The organism is Saccharothrix stipae (genome assembly GCF_054781895.1).
The window spans coordinates 796,558-814,995 of the sequence record NZ_BAAGTN010000017.1; the positions used below are offsets into that span (position 1 = coordinate 796,558).

The 18,438-nt window shown below is 71.1% G+C and carries 15 protein-coding genes and 3 tRNA genes; 14 read left to right on the forward strand and 4 right to left on the reverse strand.

Annotated elements, in window-relative coordinates; genetic code table 11:
* The first annotated feature begins 150 nt into the window (after nt 1–150).
* The 4 genes from ACYVLT_RS31880 to ACYVLT_RS31895 all read left to right on the forward strand — a co-directional run bounded on the left by ACYVLT_RS31880 (nt 151) and on the right by ACYVLT_RS31895 (nt 4,530).
* Nucleotides 151–1,479 (forward strand): hypothetical protein, encoded by a 1,329-nt coding sequence (locus ACYVLT_RS31880; protein WP_461123848.1) that lies wholly within the window; start codon nt 151–153, stop codon nt 1,477–1,479.
* 89 nt (nt 1,480–1,568) lie between these two features.
* Nucleotides 1,569–2,906, forward strand: a complete 1,338-nt coding sequence (locus ACYVLT_RS31885) for a hypothetical protein (protein ID WP_461123849.1) — start codon at nt 1,569–1,571, stop codon at nt 2,904–2,906.
* Nucleotides 2,907–3,073: 167 nt separating this feature from the next.
* Entirely contained in the window at nt 3,074–4,378 is a 1,305-nt protein-coding gene (locus ACYVLT_RS31890; protein WP_461123850.1) for a hypothetical protein, read from the forward strand.
* A gap of 65 nt (nt 4,379–4,443) precedes the next feature.
* Nucleotides 4,444–4,530 (forward strand) — tRNA-Ser (locus tag ACYVLT_RS31895).
* Nucleotides 4,531–4,589: 59 nt separating this feature from the next.
* Here ACYVLT_RS31895 and ACYVLT_RS31900 read toward each other — a convergent pair.
* A complete protein-coding gene (locus tag ACYVLT_RS31900) occupies nt 4,590–5,060 on the reverse strand; it encodes a MarR family winged helix-turn-helix transcriptional regulator (RefSeq protein ID WP_461123851.1) in 471 nt (156 codons plus the stop codon).
* A gap of 134 nt (nt 5,061–5,194) precedes the next feature.
* Here ACYVLT_RS31900 and ACYVLT_RS31905 point away from each other — a divergent pair, with 134 nt between their 5' ends.
* The 3 genes from ACYVLT_RS31905 (at nt 5,195) to ACYVLT_RS31915 (ending at nt 9,284) form a co-directional block, all read left to right on the forward strand.
* Entirely contained in the window at nt 5,195–6,922 is a 1,728-nt protein-coding gene (locus ACYVLT_RS31905; RefSeq protein WP_461123852.1) for a bifunctional metallophosphatase/5'-nucleotidase, read from the forward strand.
* Between the two features lie 554 nt (nt 6,923–7,476).
* Nucleotides 7,477–8,379: a KPN_02809 family neutral zinc metallopeptidase gene (ypfJ, locus tag ACYVLT_RS31910; protein WP_461123853.1), complete on the forward strand. Its 903-nt coding sequence runs from the start codon at nt 7,477–7,479 to the stop codon at nt 8,377–8,379.
* A gap of 155 nt (nt 8,380–8,534) precedes the next feature.
* Nucleotides 8,535–9,284 (forward strand): sulfite exporter TauE/SafE family protein, encoded by a 750-nt coding sequence (locus ACYVLT_RS31915; RefSeq protein WP_461123854.1) that lies wholly within the window; start codon nt 8,535–8,537, stop codon nt 9,282–9,284.
* Between the two features lie 4 nt (nt 9,285–9,288).
* Here ACYVLT_RS31915 and hisC read toward each other — a convergent pair whose 3' ends face one another.
* The gene (hisC, locus tag ACYVLT_RS31920; RefSeq protein WP_461123855.1) at nt 9,289–10,356 is read right to left on the reverse strand and encodes a histidinol-phosphate transaminase; all 1,068 of its coding nucleotides are present in this window, start codon (nt 10,354–10,356) and stop codon (nt 9,289–9,291) included.
* A 121-nt stretch (nt 10,357–10,477) separates the two neighbouring features.
* On the opposite strand from hisC, the gene ACYVLT_RS31925 reads away from it, so the two are divergent.
* The 7 genes from ACYVLT_RS31925 to ACYVLT_RS31955 all read left to right on the forward strand — a co-directional run bounded on the left by ACYVLT_RS31925 (nt 10,478) and on the right by ACYVLT_RS31955 (nt 16,412).
* Nucleotides 10,478–11,155, forward strand: coding sequence for a dienelactone hydrolase family protein (locus ACYVLT_RS31925; protein ID WP_461123856.1), 678 nt, complete (start codon nt 10,478–10,480; stop codon nt 11,153–11,155).
* Between the two features lie 133 nt (nt 11,156–11,288).
* A complete protein-coding gene (locus tag ACYVLT_RS31930; protein ID WP_461123857.1) occupies nt 11,289–11,918 on the forward strand; it encodes a hypothetical protein in 630 nt (209 codons plus the stop codon).
* Complete coding sequence (locus tag ACYVLT_RS31935) at nt 11,918–13,264, forward strand: hypothetical protein (RefSeq protein ID WP_461123858.1); 1,347 nt, start codon at nt 11,918–11,920, stop codon at nt 13,262–13,264. Before ACYVLT_RS31930 ends, ACYVLT_RS31935 begins: the two co-directional genes overlap by 1 nt.
* On the forward strand, nt 13,261–14,025 hold the full coding sequence (locus tag ACYVLT_RS31940; RefSeq protein ID WP_461123859.1) for an ESX secretion-associated protein EspG: 765 nt from the start codon (nt 13,261–13,263) through the stop codon (nt 14,023–14,025). The genes ACYVLT_RS31935 and ACYVLT_RS31940 overlap by 4 nt, the downstream gene beginning before the upstream one ends.
* Nucleotides 14,026–14,084: 59 nt before the next feature.
* Entirely contained in the window at nt 14,085–16,082 is a 1,998-nt protein-coding gene (locus ACYVLT_RS31945) for an acetoacetate--CoA ligase (RefSeq protein ID WP_461123860.1), read from the forward strand.
* A 128-nt stretch (nt 16,083–16,210) separates the two neighbouring features.
* Nucleotides 16,211–16,300: transfer RNA gene (locus ACYVLT_RS31950), tRNA-Ser, on the forward strand.
* 39 nt (nt 16,301–16,339) lie between these two features.
* A tRNA-Arg gene (locus tag ACYVLT_RS31955) sits at nt 16,340–16,412 on the forward strand.
* A 109-nt stretch (nt 16,413–16,521) separates the two neighbouring features.
* Here ACYVLT_RS31955 and ACYVLT_RS31960 read toward each other — a convergent pair.
* Both ACYVLT_RS31960 and ACYVLT_RS31965 read right to left on the reverse strand, forming a co-directional pair.
* On the reverse strand, nt 16,522–17,736 hold the full coding sequence (locus tag ACYVLT_RS31960; RefSeq protein WP_461123861.1) for a tyrosine-type recombinase/integrase: 1,215 nt from the start codon (nt 17,734–17,736) through the stop codon (nt 16,522–16,524).
* On the reverse strand, nt 17,733–18,419 hold the full coding sequence (locus ACYVLT_RS31965; RefSeq protein ID WP_461123862.1) for a helix-turn-helix transcriptional regulator: 687 nt from the start codon (nt 18,417–18,419) through the stop codon (nt 17,733–17,735). Before ACYVLT_RS31965 ends, ACYVLT_RS31960 begins: the two co-directional genes overlap by 4 nt.
* Nucleotides 18,420–18,438: the final 19 nt, after the last annotated feature.

Here is an 18,438-nt window from a genome sequence, read left to right on the forward strand (position 1 = left end):
CCCTGAGGTAGCGTCCGGCCCGTTCGGTCGAGTCGGGGGCTCGTCCCACGGGGGTCGCGTGCCGCGCTGCCCCACGTCCGCGCGTCTGCGCCGCGGACGGGTTGGTGGACCGACGTCGTCAGTTCCCCCTGCAGTCAGGAAAGAGGATCAATGCGTCGTTCCACCGCGCTGCTCGTCGCCGCGGCGGCGAGCGCGGCCGTGGTGACGGCCGCGGCCCCGGCCACCGCCGAGCCCGCGCCCGTCGACAACGGGAACCGGGTCGCCCGCACCGAGGCGTCGTTGGACCGGGTTCCCTTCGGCACGAGGAAGACCGACGGCCAGGGGGTGGGGGCCGAGTCCTACGGCGCCGGGCGGTTCATCCCGTCCCCGGCACCCAGGCGCGTCCTGGACACCCGCAGCGGTCTCGGCCGTGACGGCGTCACCGGGCCGGTCGGCGCGGGCGGCCAGATCGAGGTCGCCATCGCCGAGCTGCCGAAGTTCACCTTCGCGGTGGTGCTGAACGTGACCGGCACGTCGCCGAGCGCCTCCACCTACGTGACGGTGTGGGAGGGCGGCGCGGTGGCCCGGCCCGGCGTGTCGGTGCTGAACCTGGTGCCCGGTGAGACCCGCGCCAACTCGGTCACCAGCTCGGTGTCGATCGACCACAAGATCAACCTCTACAACAACGCGGGCAGCACCCACCTGATCGCCGACGTGGCGGGCGTCTACGTCTACGACTACCCGAGCCCGGACTACACCACCCCCGGCCGGTACTTCGCCAACGGCCCGGCCCGCGTGTACGACTCCCGCACCAGCGGTGGCCCCTTCTGGGCCGGCCAGACCCGCACGGTCGACCTCGCCCCGGCGGGCGTTCCCTCCGGCGCGACGGCGGTGTCGCTGAACGTCACCGGTGTCGACGCGACGGAGCACACCTACGTGACCGCGTGGCCGTCCGGCGCCGACCGGCCGACCGCGTCGAGCCTCAACGTGGCGCCCGGTGGCACCACGCCCAACGGCGTGACCGTCGGGATCGGCGCCGACCGGAAGATCAACCTGTACAACAACGCGGGCTTCCTGAACCTGGTCGTCGACATCACCGGGTACTACCTGCCCACCGAGAGCGGCGGCGCGGACTTCTACCCGGTCACCCCCACCCGCTCGTACGACACCCGCGAGCACGGCTGGCCGATCCTGCCCGGTGACACGATCACGCTGCTGTTCATGAGCTCCGACGTGGTGACGGGCAACAGCCTGCTGATGAACCTCACCGGCACCGAGCCGACCCAGAGCACCTACATCACGGCGTACCCGGCCGGTGAGAGCAGGCCCAACACCTCGGTGCTGAACCTGGCCCCCGGCCAGACCGCGCCGAACATGGCCACGGTCCGCCTCGGCAGCGCGTACGACGACCGTGACGGCACGTACCGCCCCGCGCACTCGTTCTACAACAACGCGGGCAACACGCACCTGGTCGTCGACGTGTTCGGCATCTTCGCCTAGTCAAGCGACGAAAGGCCGGTCTCCTCGCGTGGGAGGCCGGCCTTTCCGCTCCCACGACGAAACCGCGCTCTGTCCGGAAATGAGGATCAATGCGTCGATCCACAGCGCTGCTCGTCGCCACGGCGGCGACCGCGGCCGTGGTGACCGGCGTGGCCCCGGCCACCGCCGAGCCCGTCCACGACGGGGAGAAGATCGCCCGCGCCGAGTTGGCGCCGGGCGGTGCCGGTCGTCTCGGCCGCCCCTTCGGCACGAAGCAGGCCGAGAGCACCGGCCAGGAAGCCGAGCCGTTCGACGGCACGCGGTTCATCCCGACCGCCCCGCGTCGCGTCCTGGACACCCGCAGCGGTCTCGGCCGTGACGGCGTCACCGCGCCGGTGGGCGCCGGTGGCCGGATCGAGGTCCGCGTCGGCGACGTCCCGCTGTACACCGAGTCGGTGGTGCTGAACGTGACCGGCACCTCGCCGACCGCCGCCACCTACGTGACGGTGTGGGAGGGCGGCGGCATCACCAGGCCCGGCGTGTCGACCCTGAACCTGGTGCCGGGCGAGACCCGCGCCAACTCGGTCACCACCTGGGTGTCGCCCGACAGCACGGTCAACCTCTACAACAACGCGGGCAGCACCCACCTGCTCGCGGACGTGGCGGGCTACTACGTCCGCGACAACCCCGGCGCCGGCTCCACCACCCCCGGCAAGTTCTTCGCCACCGGCCCGGCGCGCGTCTACGACTCCCGCAACACGACCCGTGGCGCCTTCTACGCCGGCGAGTCCCGCGGCATCGACTTCACCTCGGCGAGCGTGCCCTCCGGCGCCACGGCGGTGTCGCTGAACGTCACGGGTGTCGACGCGACCGAGAGCACCTACGTGACCGCGTGGCCGTCCGGCTCGGACCGGCCGACCGCGTCGAGCCTCAACGTCGTGCCCGGTGGCGCAACGCCGAACGGCGTGACCGTGGCGCTGGGCGCGGACCGCAAGGTCAACCTGTACAACAACGCGGGTTTCCTCAACCTGGTCGTGGACATCACCGGGTACTACCTGCCGACCGAGAGCGGCGGCGCCGACTTCTACGCGGTGACGCCCACCCGTTCGTTCGACACCCGCGAGTACGGCGAGTCGATCTGGCCGGCGGAGACGCTCACGCTGCTGTTCATGCACCCCGACGTGGTGCCGGGCAACAGCCTGCTGATGAACCTGACCGGCACCGAGCCGACCGCGCACACCTACCTCACGGCGTACCCGGCGGGCTACAGCAGGCCCAACACCTCGGCGCTGAACCTGGTGCCCGGCCAGACCTCGCCGAACATGGCCGCGGTGCGCTTCGGCAGCGCGTACGACTACGACGCCGGCGTGTACCGCCCCGCGCACTCGTACTACAACAACGCGGGCTACACGCACCTGGTCGTCGACGTGTTCGGCATCTTCGCCTGATCGAGCGCAGAGCTGGTGGTGAAAGGCCGGCCTCCCCCGCGCGGGAGGCCGGCCTTTCCGTTCGCCCACGACGAAACCGGGGCGGGGATGCCGGGAATCCGTCGTCCGCGATCACGTCGCCGGGATAGCGTCGGCGTTCACCTCGCGCCGTCCGGAAATGAGGATCGATGCGTCGTTCCGCAGCGTTGCTCGTCGCCACGGCGGTGACCGCGGTCGTGGTGACCGTCCCGGCGGCGGCCGAGCCCCGCGACGGCGACCGGGTCGCCCGCACCGGGGTGTCGTTGACCGGCATCGGCCGCCCTTACGGCACGAAGAGGGCTGGGGCCGAGGCGTACGACGGGACGCGGTTCACCCCGTCGGCCCCGCGTCGCGTCCTGGACACCCGCAGCGGTCTCGGCCGTGACGGCGTCACCGCGCCGGTGGGCGCCGGCGGCCGGATCGAGGTCGCCGTCGACGGCCTGCCCGAGCACACCCTCGCGGTCGTGCTGAACGTGACCGGCACCTCGCCGACCGCGGCCACGTACGTGACGGTGTGGGAGGGCGGTGCCGACGTGCCGCGGCCCGACGCGTCGTCGCTGAACCTGGTGCCGGGTGAGACCCGCGCCAACTCGGTCACCACGTGGGTGTCGCCCGACAGCACGGTCAACCTCTACAACAACGCGGGTAGCACCCACCTGATCGCGGACGTCGCGGGCTACTACGTCCGCGACGACCCGGGCGCCGGGTTCACCACGCCCGGCCGGTACTTCGCCACCGGTCCGACCCGCGTGTACGACTCCCGCACCTCCGGCGGCGCGTTCTGGGCCGGCGAGTCGCGCGGCGTCGACTTCGCGTCGGCGGGCGTACCGTCCGCCGCGACGGCGGTGTCGCTGAACGTCACCGGTGTCGACGCGACCGAGAGCACCTACGTGACCGCGTGGCCGTCCGGCTCGGACCGGCCGACCGCGTCCAGCCTCAACGTCCCGGCGGGCCGCACCACGCCCAACGGCGTGACCGTGGCGCTGGGCGCGGACCGCAGGGTCAACCTGTACAACAACGCGGGCTTCCTGAACCTGGTCGTCGACATCGCCGGGTACTACCTGCCCACCGAGGACGGCGGCGCGGACTTCTACCCGGTCACCCCCACCCGCGCGTACGACACCCGCGGCGACGGCGAGCCGATGTGGCCCGCCGAGACGATGACCCTGCTGTACACGGACCCCGACATCGCGCCGGGCAACACCCTGCTGATGAACCTGACCGGCACGGAACCGACCGCGCACACCTACGTCACGGCGTTCCCGACGGGCTCCGACCGGGCCGGCACCTCGTCGCTGAACCTGGTGCCCGGCCAGACCGCGCCCAACACGGCGGCGGTCCGCTTCGGCAGCGCGTACGACCCGGGTGCGGGCGTGCACCGCCCGGCGCACTCGTTCTACAACAACGCCGGCTACACGCACCTGGTCATCGACGTGTACGGCATCTTCGCCTGACCGGACACCCGCGCGACCGACGGCGTTCCTCGCCGAGGACGCCCGTCGGCTAGGCTCCTGGGCGAGGTAGCGTGCCCGAGCGGCCTAAGGGACACGTCTTGAAAACGTGCGAGGGTTGATCCCCTCCGTGGGTTCAAATCCCACCGCTACCGCGCAAAGCGCCCCGCACCCGCGCACCGGGTACGGGGCGCTGCCGCGTCCCGGGTGGCGACTACCGGTCCAGGTCCCGCAGGTGCGCGATGACCCGCTCGAAGACCTCGGCCACCACTTGCTGCTCCTCCTGCGACAGCAGGTCGATGATGTGCTCGCGCACGCCCTCGACGTGGGTCGGCGCGGACGCCTCCAGCAGCGCCATGCCCGCGTCGGTCAGCTCGGCGAACACCCCGCGGCCGTCGTCGCGGCAGTCCCGCCGGCGCAGCAGCCCCTCCCGCTCCATCCGCGCCACCTGGTGCGACACCCGGCTCTTGGACGACGCCACCTCGTCGGCCAGCTGCGACATCCGCATCTGCCGCCCCGGCCGTTCGGACAGCCGGACGAGCACCTCGTAGTCCGCGAGCGACACCCCGTGCCCGTCCTGCAGTTCGCGGTGCAGCCGGTCGGCGAGCATCGACGCCCCGACCACGTAGTTGCGCCAGGCGCGCATCTCCCCATCGTCCAGCCACCGCGGCTCGTGCTCAGTCACCCCTCAAGGCTATGCCGCACATCTCCGTTAACGGACGATCCATGAACATGTCTGGTGCCGGACAGCTGCGCCGGGCAAACTCCTGCGCCGTACCGCGCCCTCCTACCGGGGCGCCGCAGGGAGGAACCCACCCCATGACCTCGTTCAGACGCACCGCGCAGCGCTCCGCCGCGCTCGCGGTCACCGCCGCGGCGGCGCTGGCGGTCACGCTCGTGCAGAACCCCGCGCAAGCCGACAACAAGCCGTCGCGCACGGTCGACGTGCGCCTGATCGGCATCAACGACCTGCACGGCAACATCGAGCCGCCCACCGGCTCCTCTGGCCGCGTCACGCTCTCCGACGGCACGCAGGTCGAAGCGGGCGGCGCCGCCTACAACGCCACCCACATCCGCAACCTCCAGGCCGAGGTGCGCAACTCGGTGATCGTCGGCCAGGGTGACCTGATCGGCGCCTCCCCGATCGTGTCCGCGCTGTTCCACGACGAGCCGACCATCGAGGTGCTCAACAAGGTCGGCATGGACGCCACGGCGGCGGGCAACCACGAGTTCGACGAGGGCTACCAGGAGCTCCTGCGCATGCAGCGCGGCGGCTGCCACCCGACCGACGGCTGCCAGTTCCGCGACACCTACCAGGGCGCGAACTTCCCGATCCTCGGCGCGAACGTGACGCTGGCCAAGAACGGCCGCCCCGCGCTGCCGCCGTTCTGGGTGGAGTTCCGCGACGGCGTCCCGATCGGCTTCATCGGCATGCCGCTCAAGGACGTGCCGATCCTGGTCGACCCGAACGGGATCAAGGAGCTCCAGTTCGGCGACGAGGTCGCGGCCGCGAACCGGTACGCCGACCTGCTGAACTGGCTCGGCGTGAAGTCGATCGTGCTGCTGATCCACCAGGGCGACAGCACCTCCGGCGGCGGCCCGAACGACTGCCGCACGGTCCCGAGCGGCCCCGGCCGCAGCATCGCCGAGCGGGTCAGCCCGAAGATCGACGCGATCTTCTCCGGCCACAGCCACCAGCACTACAACTGCACGGTGAACGACCCGGCGGGCAACCCGCGCCCGTTCATCGAGGGCCTGGCGTTCGGCCGCGAGCTGTCCGTGGTCGACCTCAAGATCGACAAGCGGACCCGCGAGGTCATCCGGCCCGCGACGGTCGCCCGCAACCACGTGGTGACCAAGGACGTGCCCGCGGACCCGGAGGTCCAGTCGATCATCGACCTGGCCAAGTCGAAGTCCGGCCCGATCGCCAACCGCCCGGTCGGCACCATCGCGCAGGACATCCTGCGCGCGCAGAACCCGGCGGGCGAGTCGGCGCTGGGCAACCTGATCGCCGACTCCCAGCTGGCCGCCACCACGGACAACGGCGCGGTCCTCGCGCTGATGAACCCGGGCGGCGTGCGCGCCGACCTCACCTACGCCTCCTCGCCCGCGGGCGAGGGCAACGGCGTGGTGACCTACGGCGAGGTGTTCACCGTGCAGCCGTTCGGCAACATCCTGCAGACGGTCACGTTGAGCGGCGTGCAGCTCAAGGCGGCGCTGGAGCAGCAGTGGCAGGTCGTCAACGGCGCGACGCGGCAGATCATCCTCCAGCCGTCCCAGGGCCTGACCTACTCGTGGTCGGCGTCGGCCCCGATCGGCTCGAAGGTGTCGAACATCGTCCTCAACGGAACGCCGTTGGACCCGGCCGCGAACTACCGGGTCACGATCAACAGCTTCCTGCAGGGCGGCGGTGACGGCTTCAGCGCGTTCACCGGCGGCACCGACATCACCGGTGGCGGGATCGACCTGGACGGCTTCACCGCCTACCTGGCCGCCAACCCGAACACCGCTCCGCCGGCGCTCGGCCGGATCACCACCACCCCGTGAGAACACGCGCCGTGAGCGGGCGCCGAGGTGTCCGCTCACGGCGCGCTCACTGTGCGCGACGGTCGGCCCACCGACCCGGATGAATCTCATTTCACCAGTTCAGGGGCTTCTCCAGCAGTTGTGCATTGCGCCGATCAGGCGCATGCTCGATGCAGGACCTGCCACCGGCGGAACCCGAGCTGACCCGCCGACGGCACGCCCGGAAGGGGTAGGTGGTGCGGTGCAGGTAAGTCCTCGCGGTGACGAATCGCGTTCGAACCGCAACCCCGCGGGCGGAGCGGTCCCAAGACCGGCCCGATCGCGAACGTGAGCGGTTCCGACGAGGGGTTTCGAGCGCACGGCGCCACCGGCGCCATCGCCGCGCTTGACGATGTTGACCCGGGATGTCTCAGTGTGCCGTCTCCACCGTCGGCGCCGACCGGAGTCCACGCCGACCTCGTCACGCAGGTTTCGTCACTTCCACATGGGAAATCCCGGGTGCGGTGCCCCGACGTCGGGTCCCGCACCCGGGACTCGTGCTGTCCGGGTTCGGTGCGCAACTGGGAGGCCTCGCGGTGCAGTTCAACGAGAACGCCGAGCTCGACACGTCGCAGGTCACCGACCAACGCGGGGTCGGTGGCCGGGTCGCCCTCGGCGGCGGTGGGCTCGGGATCGTCGGTCTGATCATCTACTTCGTGCTGTCGCAGCTCGGCGGTGGCGTGCAGCTGCCGTCCGGTTCCGGGTTCGGCGACGTCACCGACGGCCAGCAGGTCGGGTCGGAGGCCATCAAGGAGAAGTGCCGGACCGGCGCGGACGCCAACCGCGAGTCCGACTGCCGCGCGGTGGCGTTCATCAACTCGATCCAGGCCTACTGGACCGACCAGTTCGCCCGGTCGGGCCGGACCTACCAGCCCGCGCAGACCAACTTCTTCTCCGGCGGGGTGTCGACCCGGTGCGGCAACGCGTCGTCCGCGGTGGGGCCGTTCTACTGCCCCGCGGACGGGCAGGTGTACATCGACCTGGGGTTCTTCCAGGAGATGCAGCAGAAGTTCGGCGCCACGGGCGGGCCGTTCGTCGAGGCCTACATCCTGGCGCACGAGTACGGCCACCACATCCAGAACCAGCTCGGCACGTCCGACCGGGTGGGCCAGGAGTCCGGGCCGACGTCGGGCTCGGTGCGGCTGGAGCTGCAGGCGGACTGCTACGCGGGCGCCTGGGCCAACCACGCGCAGAACGTGCCCACGGCGTCCGGCCAACCGCTGATCACCGGCGTGACCCAGGACGACGTGAACGCCGCGCTGGACGCCGCGGCCCGCATCGGCGACGACTTCATCCAGGGCGAACTGGGCGGCGGCCACGTCGACACGACCAAGTTCACCCACGGCTCGTCCGCGCAGCGCCAGAAGTGGTACATGACCGGCTTCGACACCGGCGACCCGACCCGCTGCAACACCTTCGACACCAACAACCTGGGCTGACCCCCGCCCGTGCCCCGAACCGCGACGATCCTCACTTCCCGGGGCCGTGTTCGCCCGTTCGCCCTAAGCTGACCACCGATGTCGCGAGCACGGACCACCACTGATCTCCGCCCGCCGGCTGCGGAGCAGCGGCGATCCAGCACAGGGGCGTGCCCGTGACGACGCTTGAAGTGATCGTCGTCGTGCTGGCCGGTGTGTTCGCCGGTGGGATCAACACGGTGGTGGGTTCGGGCACCCTGGTGACGTTCCCGGTGCTGCTGGCCGTCGGCTACCCGCCGGTGGTGGCCAACGTGTCCAACAGCCTCGGCCTGGTGCCCGGCTCGCTCAGCGGCGCGTTCGGCTACCGGCGCGAGCTGACCGGCCAGGCGGGCCGGGTGAAGCGGCTGCTGCCCGCCTCGGTGCTGGGCGCGGTGGTCGGCGCGATCCTGCTCGTGGTGCTGCCGGAGGACGCGTTCTCCAGGATCGTGCCGGTGCTGATCGCCATCGCGCTGGTGCTGGTGGTCGCCCAGCCGTGGCTCAACCGCAAGCTCGCCGAACGGGAGCGCCACGAGCACGGCGGCCTCGCGCTGTGGATCGGCGTGTTCCTCGCGGGCATCTACGGCGGCTACTTCGGCGCGGCCCAGGGCGTGCTGGTGATGGGCCTGATGGGGGTGCTGATGAGCGAGCACATCCAGCGGATGAACGCCCTGAAGAACGTGCTGACCGCGTTCGTGAACCTGGTCGCGGGCGTGCTGTTCATCTTCATCGCCGACGTGGCGTGGCTCGCGGTGCTGCTGCTGGCGATCGGCTCGGTCGTCGGCGGCCAGCTCGGCGCGAAGGTCGGCCGCCGACTCCCACCCGCCGCGTTGCGCGCGGTGATCGTGGTGGTGGGAGTCGTGGCCATCACCCAGTTGCTGACCCGCTGACCGCTCAGCCGGTGAAGGACCGGGCCGCTGCCAGGAACGCGTCGTTCTCCTCGGGCTCGCCGATCGTGACGCGCGCGCCGTCGCCGACGAACGCCCGCACCACCACCTTGTGCGCCAGGCAGTGCTCGTTGAACGCCGCGGTCCGCTCGCCCAGCGGCAGCCACACGAAGTTCGCCTGCGACTCGGGCACCTCGAACCCGGCGGTCAGCAGCTCCCCGCGCACCCGCGCCCGCTCGGCCACGATCGCGCGGCACCGCGCCATCAGCTCCGCCTCGGCGTCCAACGACGCCAGCGCCGCGACCTGCGCCAGCGCGTTCACGCTGAACGGCACGTAGACCTTGCGCAGCGTCTCGGCGACCGCGGGCGAGGCCACCGCGTACCCGACCCGCAGCCCGGCCAGCCCGTAGGCCTTGGAGAACGTGCGCAGCACGGCCACGTTGTCCCGGCCCGCCGCCCACTGCGCCTTCGCCAGCTCGACGCCGTCGGGCACGTCGGGGTCGTCCACGAACTCCTTGTACGCCTCGTCGATCACCACGAGCACGTCGGACGGCACCCGCTCGACGAACCGCTCGATCTCCGCCCGGCGCAGCGCCGTCCCGGTCGGGTTGTTCGGGTTGCACACGAACACCAGGCGGGTCTTCGGCGTGATCGCGTCGGCCATCGCGTCGAGGTCGAGCCCGTGGCCCGGCGTCAGCGGCACCTTGGCCTGCCGCGCGCCGACGACCGCGGTGATGATCGGGTAGGCCTCGAACGAGCGCCACGCGAACACCACCTCGTCCGCGTCGGCGCAGGTGGCCTGCACCAGCTGCTGGCACAACGTCACCGAGCCGCAGCCGACGGCCAGCTGCGCCACGGGCACCCCGAGCTTGTCGCCCAACCGGGCCACGAGCTCGGTGGCGGCGGTGTCGGGGTAGCGGTTCACGGCGGTGGCCGCGTCCGCGATGGCCCGCACCACGCTGGGCAGCGGTCCGGCCGACACCTCGTTGCTGGCCAGCTTGATCGCGCCGGGGATGGTCTTGCCGGGCACGTATCCGGGCAGGGCAACGAGGTCGGCGCGGGTTCGCACGGTCATCCAAGGACTCCCTTCGGGGTTCTGAGCTGGACGTTATCCGGTGAAAGAGCCGTATGGGTCATACCCGCCGTACGGATGCTCACGTTGACTGGCGTTCACCCCCACGTGGAAGGGTTGGCCCATGATTGCTACCCGCACCGAGACGCTCTCCCTCACCGACGGCCGTGAGCTGCGGCTGACCGTCGCCGAGCCGGAGAACGCCGTCCGCGGCGGCCTGGTCGTCCTCCACGAGGCGCGTGGCGTGACCGACACCGTCCGCGTTCTGGTGAGCTCGCTGGCGGCCGAGGGGTGGTTGGCGGTCGCGCCGCACCTCTACGACGAGGTGTCCGGCGACGAGGCGCCCGCCATGGTGAGCACGCTGTCCGGTGACGCCGTGCTGGCCGACACCGACGTCGCGTTCGTCTGGTTGGGGCAGCAGGGCGTGAGCCAGGACCGGATGGGCGTCATGGGTTTCGACCTGGGCGGATCGGTCGCGATGGTGGTTGCGGGAAGCCGAACCATCGGTGCCGCGGTGACCGTCGGAGGTGGTGGGATCCTGGATCCGCTGGCCGAGGGTCTCCCGTCGCTGGTGGAGGTCGCGGAAGAGCTGACGTGCCCGTGGCTCGGCCTGTACGGTGACGACGACGCCGAGATCCCGTTCAGCGACGTGGAGAAGTTGCGCGACGCCGCGGCCGCGGCACCCGTCGCGACGGACGTGGTCCGGTTCTCGCACACCAGCCACCGGTTCGACACCACGCCGGAGGTCAGCGCGGAGGCCTGGCAGCGGGCGCTGAACTGGTTCGACTCGCACCTGCGTTAAGCCTCTGGTCGGCGGCTTGGAACCGAACGTGCTTCCCGGTACATCTAAGGGAGGCGTCCGGAACGCCTGGTTCCTCCTCGTCGTCGGCTAACGCGCGGTGGGCCCGCGGCGAATCGCAGTGCAGGGGGTAGTGATGAGCGACGGGAACACGGTTCCACTCGCGGGAGCACCCACGGTGCAGATCCCGCCCGGCTTCACGCCGTCCGCGGCACCGCCACCGGCGGTCGCGACGCCGGCGCCCGCCGACGTGCCCGCGACTCCGGCGGCCCCGGTCGCCGCCGAGCCGGTGGCGCCTGCCGCCGAGGCGGGCGCCGCGGTGACCGCGCCGGCCGAGCCCGTCGTGGTGAAGCCGGTGACGGAGAACTTCGCGACGGCGGCGCAGGCCGACCTGGACAAGGCCACCACGGCGTTGGGCGCGGTGGACAAGGGGTCGGTCCAGCTCGACCTGGACAAGCAGGGCGTCGACGACCTGCTCAAGCTGGTCTCGAAGGCCCGCAACCTGGTCGACACCGTGCACAGCCGTGCGGTGAACAACCTCGACGTCGAGCTCAAGTTCGGCAACAACTGGGTGAGCGACGCGATCAGCCGACGGCTGCGCGAGGTCGCGGTGGGCAACGAGGAGTCGGCGGTCAACGTGATCGGCGACTTCATGCAGGTGCTCTTCGAGGTCGAGGAGACCATCCGCGAAGCGGCGCGGAACCTGGAACGGGCCGACGACGAAGCGGCGGACGCCTTCGGTTCCGCCGGGGAGGCCAAGGGCTGATGGGCGACAACAAGCACGGCGGCAACCACGGTGGTCACGGCGGCGGTCACGGCCAGGGCCACGGCGGTCATGGCGGCGGTCATGGAGGTGGCCACGGCGGCGGTCACGGCCACGACAAGCCCTCCGACCTCGGCCAGAAGGTCGACTGGATGACCTACACCCACCAGCAGCTGTGGGACATGGTCAACACCGGCGTCGACCTCAAGGCCGCGGGCAGCGCCCAGGCCGACTGGGCGGCCGTGGGCAACGCGCTGGGCGAGGTGCAGTCGCTGCTCGCCAAGGCGATCGGCCAGTCCAGCCAGGCGTGGACGGGCGAGTCCGCCGAACGCGCCCGCGAGGCGCTGGAGTCGGTGGAGAAGTGGGCGCTCAACACCAGCGACCACGCCGACAACGTGGCCAAGTGCATCGCCACCGAGATCGACCACGTGCAGACGGCGCGCGAGATGATGCCGCCGCCCGCGCCGGCGCCCCCGGTCGTCACGCCCGTCGGCGGCACCGCGGTGACCCCGGTCGCCACGCCCACCCCGGTCGCCACGCCGCGCTCGCCGCTGGTCGGGCACCGGCCGGTGGACGAGGTCGGCGGCTTCCGGACCCCGGTCCCGGTGTCCGACGACGGCCTGGTCGCGAGCCCGACCCTGCCCAGGTCGGTCGGCGCGTTCACCGGCATCGACAGCATCGCCGCGCCCGCGGTCGACTCCGTCCTCACCGCCGACGCGACGCACCGCCAGGCCGCCGAGGTCATGGCGATGTTCCAGCTGAACTCCTACGAGGTCGACCGCACCGTGCCGTCCTTCGCCCCGCCGACCAACCCGGTCGCGCCGCCCCCTCCGCCGCCCGTGGTGATCACGCCGAACCCGCCCGTGGGCGACGGCGTCGGCGGCGGTACCGGTGGCTCCGCCAACCCCGTCCCGGCACCCGCCACCAACCCCGACGGCACCGCCAACCAACGGCCCGGCGGCACGTCCGCCCAGTTCGGTCGCGGTGGCGCCGGCGGTGGTCGCGGTGGCTTCCGCGGCCGCGGCGCCATGCCGACGCCCGTCGGCGCGAGCGGTGGCGGCGGTGGCGGTGGCGGCGGCCCGATGGCCGGTCCCGGTGGCGTGACCGGAGCGCTCGGTGCCGACCGCGGCGGCTCCGGCGCCAACCCGGGCAGCGTGACCAGCCAGTTCCAGGCGCCCAAGTCGGTGACGCCGCAGTCCGGCATGATCGGCGCCGCGCCGATGGCCGCGCCGCCGCCCGTCGCCGGCGCCGGTGGTGAGAAGGACCGCAACCGCCCCGGGTACCTGGAGGACGACGACAACGTCTTCGGCGTCGACCGCAAGGCCGCACCACCGGTGATCGGCCTGTGACCGAGCGCGTCTTCCGGCTCAGCGAAGTGGAGTTCTTCCTGCTCTGGCAGGCCGTCCACCGCGACGCCCACCCGGTCCCGCTCGGCACCAGGCACTTCGGGCACACCCAGCGGGAACGTGCCGCGCTGGTCGAGACCGCGTCCCGCGACCTCGCGGCACGCGGTCTGGGCACCGTGCAGCGGCCCGACGAGGAGCTGTACGGGCTGCTGCGCGGCCTGGCCGAGTTCGAGGTCGGCCTGGAGGTGTTCTTCACCGTGCGCGGCGCCCAGGCACGCGGCCTGGCCACCGCCGCGTGGCACGGCGCGTTCGCGGGCAGGCTCGGCAACCAGGTGCAGGTCGCCGGGTTCCGGCCGACCGCGCTGGCCGCCACCACGGTCAACACCCTGCCGCCCGCGCCGCCCGGCACCGGCCGGTCGGTGAACGTGCGCTGGGACGACTACCTGGCCGCCGGCAAGGCGGGGGAGGACGACGGCAGCGAGGGGTTCCTCGACGCGCTGCGCGCCGTCGGCCTGCGCGAGCCCGAGGCCAACACGCTGATGCGCGCGGTGACCACGCGCAGCGGCGGCGGCCAGGTCGGCGTGATCGCCCGCAACCGGGCCGGCTACCTGCACCCGACCGGCGCGGTCGTGTCGTGGCTGGACACCGCCGACGGCCGCTACCTCGTGCGGCGCGACGACGGGTGGCTCGTCGTCGCGCCCGCGGACGCCCAGCGGCTGATCTCCGCGGTCGAGGGACTGGTGGCGACCGCCGGCCGGAACTGACCCGGTGTGTGGGTGGTGACTGTGGTTCCGGGCCGTCGGATCGGCTAGGAACTTCAGGTATGACCGAGATGCGTGCCGGCACCGCCCCCGGCGAGGCGGAAGTCCTGTGGCGCCCGGACCCCGACCGGGTCCAGGACAGCCGGATGACCGCGTTCCGCTCCTGGCTCGCCTCGTCGAAGGGCCTGGACCTCCCCGACTACCCGTCGCTGTGGGAGTGGTCCACCTCCGACCTGGAGGGGTTCTGGGGCGCGCTCGCGGAGTTCTTCCAGGTGGTGTTCCACAGCGCGCCCACGGGCGTGCTGGAGGCCCCGGTGATGCCCGGCGCGGTCTGGTTCCCCGGTGCCACGCTCAACTACGCCGAGCACGCGTTGCGGGGCCCGGACGGCGACCTGGCCGTCGTGTTCCACCGGGAGGACGGGCTGTCGTCCCAGCTCACGTACGGGGAGCTGCGCCGTCGGGTGGCCGCCGTGCGCGCCGGGTTCGCCGAGCTCGGCGTGCGGCGCGGTGACCGGGTGGTCGCGCTGGTGCCGAACTCGCCGGAGGCGCTGATCGCGTTCCTGGCGGCGGCGTCGCTGGGCGCGACCTGGTCGTCGTGCTCGCCGGACTTCGGGGCGCGGGCGATCGCCGACCGGTTCACCCAGATCTCGCCCACCGTGCTGGTGACCGTCGACGGGTACCGGTACAACGGGCGGGCGTTCGACGTGCGGGCGACGGTGGACGCGCTGCGGTCGGAGATCCCGTCCCTGCGCGCCACCGTGATGATCGACTACGTCGGCGGCACCCCGCTGCCCGGCGCGGTGACGTGGGACTCCCTGCTGGCCGCGCACGCCGACGCCCCGCTGGCCTTCGAACCGGTGCCGTTCGACCACCCGCTGTGGGTGCTCTACTCGTCCGGCACCACGGGCCTGCCGAAGGGCATCGTCCAGGGCCACGGCGGGATCGTGCTCGAACACCTGAAGATGCTGGCGCTGCACAGCGACCTCGGTCCGGGCGACCGGTTCTTCTGGTTCACCACCACCGGCTGGATGATGTGGAACTTCCTCGTCTCCGGCCTGCTGGTCGGGTCGACGATCGTGCTGTTCGACGGCAGTCCCGCGCACCCCGACCTCGGCGTGCTGTGGCACCTGGCCGAGCAGCACCGCGTGACGTACTTCGGCACGTCGGCGCCGTACATCCAGTCGTGCCTGAAGGAGGGCGTCCACCCGGCCGACCGCTACGACCTGACGGGACTGCGCGTCGTCGGCTCCACCGGCGCCCCCCTGACCCCCGAGGGCTTCCGCTGGATCGCGTCGGCCGTCGGTCCGGACGTCCAGATCGCGTCGGTCTCCGGCGGCACCGACCTGTGCACCGCGTTCGTCGCCGCCTCGCCCGACCTCCCCGTCTGGCTGGGCGAACTCTCGTGCCGGGCACTGGGAGCGGCCGTCGAGTCCTTCTCGGAGTCCGGCGTGCCCGTGGTCGAGGAGGTCGGCGAACTGGTGATCACCAAGCCGATGCCCTCGATGCCGGTGTTCTTCTGGGGCGACGAGGACGGCTCGAAGCTGCGCGAGGCCTACTTCTCCACGTTCGAGGGCGTCTGGCGGCACGGCGACTGGATCAGGATCACCGGCCGCGGCTCCGCGGTCATCTACGGCCGCAGCGACTCCACCCTGAACCGCGGCGGTGTGCGCATGGGCACCAGCGAGTTCTACCGCGTGGTCGAGGGCCTGCCCGGCGTGGCCGACTCCCTCGTCATCGACACGTCCGGCGCGGGCCGGACCGATGGCGAGCTGCTGTGCTTCCTGGTCCTGGAGCCGCAGGTCGCCCTGGCCGACCTGGAACCCCGCCTGAGGTCGGAACTGCGCACCAACCTGTCACCGCGCCACGTGCCGAACCGGTTCGTGGCCGTGGACGAGATCCCGCGGACCCTCAACGGCAAGAAGTGCGAGGTCCCGGTGAAGAAGATCCTGGCGGGCACCCCACCGGAGCGGGCGGTCAGCCTCGACGCCCTGCGCAACCCGGCGGCACTGACACCATTCCTCGACCTGGCACGAGACCTACCTCACGCCACCACCCCCTGAACACCCGGTGAACGCCCCCCTCCACCCACCTGTACCGGCTCTGACCAGCGAGGATGCCGTAAGGAGGGGGGCGTTTTGCCTGACCACCGGGGTCATGTGTAATCTATGCGTCGTAGCCGAGGGCTCCGGGAGGCTTCGCCTAGTCTGGTCTATGGCGCCGCACTGCTAATGCGGTTTGGGTTTATCGCCCATCCCGGGTTCAAATCCCGGAGCCTCCGCAACACCCGGCTTCGGCCGGGTGACAACTGAAGAACGATGCGCTCGTAGCTCAACGGATAGAGCATCTGACTACGGATCAGAAGGTTGCAGGTTCGAATCCTGCCGAGCGCGCAAGAGTAAGTCCAGGTCAGGGCCTTGTTTCGGTTAACGGAACGGGGTCCTGATTTGTTGTGTGGGGGGCTGCTGTCTCACATCTTCACACGAACGCTCGTGCTGCTGCTCAGCCGTAGAGCTTGCCGAGCGCCTCGGTCCCGCTGTGGAGATCCTCATCACTCGCGTGGACGTAGGTCGAGTACGTGAACGCCGTGTCGTAGTGCCCAGCCCACTTGCTGACGATCGAGATCGGCACTCCGGCCTTCTCCATCAGGCTGAGCGCCGTGTGTCGCCCTTCGTGCAGGACGATCCGCTTCACGCCGGCTCGCTTGGACAGCCTGCCGAACTCGTCGGAGTACCACTCGGGGTGCACTGGCTCGCCGACCTCGTCCACAACGACGTAGCCGCTCTGCCGGTAGCCCTCGCCAACCGCCAGCTTCTCCTCGGCCTGCTTGACCTTGAGCGTGTGCAGAGCCGACGCCGCCGCGAGGTCGAGCGGGAGCTTGCGGAACCCGTTCTCCGACTTGGGCGGGACGATCAGCACCTTGCCCTCGACCAACACGCGGGCCTGCTGGACGTGCACGGTCGCCGTGCCCTCGACGTAGCAGTCCATGCACCACTTCACCTCGTGCGTGCTGCACGCCTTGGCGAATGTGCCGAAGTCGATGTCCTCGTCCCACCGCAGCCCAAGCACCTCGCCGCGGCGAAGCCCGTACAGCGTCAACCTCCAAGCCGCGTCCAACCGGTCCTCTTTGGCCTTGAGGAGGAACAGCCGCACCTCGTCCTTCGACCAGGTGTCCGGCTTCGCGGGCTTGTACTTCGGCGGCTTCACCAGCTTGGCGACGTTCCGCGCCACCAGGCCCTCCAGCGTGGCCATCTCGAACGCGGCCGTGAGCCTGCCCAACGTCAACCGGACGCTGCGCGGCCCCAGCCCTGTCCCCGGCTTGCCACCACGACGTCTTCCTTCCGTCTGCATCCAGGTGACCATCCGCTCGATGTCGGCCTTGGTGACCTTCTGGATCGGCGTGGCGCCCAACTGCTCGCGCACGGGTCGGAGCGCGTCCCGGTAGCTGCGCTTGCTGGACGCCCGAAGGTCGCGCGTCGCACCCTCCAGCCACCCATCGAGGTACTCATCGACCGTGACCTTGCTGGGCCGGATGTAGGTGCCCTCGTTGACCTTGTGGCGGGTCTTGTCGTACTCGACGCGGGCCTCGCGCCTGGTGTCGAACGTGAACGTCTTCTGCTGCCGCTTGCCCGTCGCCGGGTCGCGGCCGATGTCCACAACGAACCGATATCTCACCGTCCCGTCCTTCAACGTGATCTTCTTGATTGGGTCACTCACTCGTCCTCCTCCGTCGGTCCCACTGGTTCGATTGGTTTCACGATCAGCCCACGCCGATCAAGCTCGGCCTGGACCTGCTGTGACAGCAGCCGGGTGATGTGCCCGCGGCGGGCCTGGCGCTCGTTGATGTCGATGTCGCCGAGGTCAGCCAACTGGGCGTCCCGCTCGTCAGTGAGCGTCCGTCCCCAGAGCTTTTGGGCGATGTCGACCACCGCCTTGGGCGAGACCCCGAGCCGGTTGGCCAGGGTGTTGTCCGCCTCGGTCCCCTGCACCTTGGCCGCGAACCACGCCTCACCCTTGGCCCGGATCGCGGACAGCCCGAACAGCTCGTCCCGGCGTGTCTTCGGATCCCACTGCTCCGACCCGCCAACGACGGCGATCCCCCGGATGAAGTCCCGGATCAGCGGCCGGTTCAGGGTGATGTGCTCGGCGACAGCGACCGGCCCGTCACCCTCGAACAGCTCCGACAGTTCCACGTTGAACGTGTGAGCGATCAATAGCACGTCGGCGAAGTTCGGGTTGGGCCGCTCCCCGGCCTCCAACGCCGCGATCTTGCTGCGGCTGAACGGGATTCCCCGCCGCGAGAACAACCGAGCCGTCTCGTGCTGGGTGAGCCGCGCCCGCTTCCGCAGGCGCTCCAGGTTCTCCCCGACGACGGCACCGACCGACTGCGGCTCTGTCACCTCGCCGAGTATGCCAGCT

Bases quoted from the DNA above. Each gene is read 5' to 3' on its own strand.
- ACYVLT_RS31885 (WP_461123849.1), top strand. From the start codon at position 1,569: ATGCGTCGATCCACAGCGCTGCTCGTCGCCACGGCGGCGACCGCGGCC.
- ACYVLT_RS31890 (WP_461123850.1), top strand. From the start codon at position 3,074: ATGCGTCGTTCCGCAGCGTTGCTCGTCGCCACGGCGGTGACCGCGGTC.
- ACYVLT_RS31925 (WP_461123856.1), top strand. From the start codon at position 10,478: ATGATTGCTACCCGCACCGAGACGCTCTCCCTCACCGACGGCCGTGAG.
- hisC (WP_461123855.1), bottom strand. From the start codon at position 10,356: ATGACCGTGCGAACCCGCGCCGACCTCGTTGCCCTGCCCGGATACGTG.
- ACYVLT_RS31880 (WP_461123848.1), top strand. From the start codon at position 151: ATGCGTCGTTCCACCGCGCTGCTCGTCGCCGCGGCGGCGAGCGCGGCC.
- ACYVLT_RS31905 (WP_461123852.1), top strand. From the start codon at position 5,195: ATGACCTCGTTCAGACGCACCGCGCAGCGCTCCGCCGCGCTCGCGGTC.
- ACYVLT_RS31945 (WP_461123860.1), top strand. From the start codon at position 14,085: ATGACCGAGATGCGTGCCGGCACCGCCCCCGGCGAGGCGGAAGTCCTG.
- ACYVLT_RS31935 (WP_461123858.1), top strand. From the start codon at position 11,918: ATGGGCGACAACAAGCACGGCGGCAACCACGGTGGTCACGGCGGCGGT.
- ACYVLT_RS31930 (WP_461123857.1), top strand. From the start codon at position 11,289: ATGAGCGACGGGAACACGGTTCCACTCGCGGGAGCACCCACGGTGCAG.